General features: G+C 36.1%; 1 pseudogene. It reads right to left on the minus strand.

Annotation, left to right across the window (positions count from 1 at the left end):
• A pseudogene (locus ACFINZ_RS10315) lies at positions 1-291 on the minus strand (autotransporter outer membrane beta-barrel domain-containing protein); the annotation flags it as partial.

Genomic DNA, 291 nt, shown 5'->3' on the forward strand with positions numbered 1-291 from the left:
AGAAATTCAGGTTGCAAACTGAAATTCCAGAAATTTTCATCATTGTTATCAAACAGGTTTTGTTCAATATTGGCTTTGCCATGGCTTGATTCTGGTCCATAGGCATGTAGCCATATACTTATCAGGTGATCCATTGATTGTGGTATAATCATTTACCAATTTGAAGGAGCCTTCTTCGGCTTTTCCAGAAACTTGAATCAGTAAAATGCCGCGTGTATTTAAAGGATCAGAGGTATTTACAACACTATTTTTATCTCTGAAATCGCTTTTGATATAAACTGTTGTGGGACC

It is taken from the genome of Bartonella sp. AA81SXKL (assembly GCF_042196945.1).
Lineage (GTDB): Bacteria > Pseudomonadota > Alphaproteobacteria > Rhizobiales > Rhizobiaceae > Bartonella.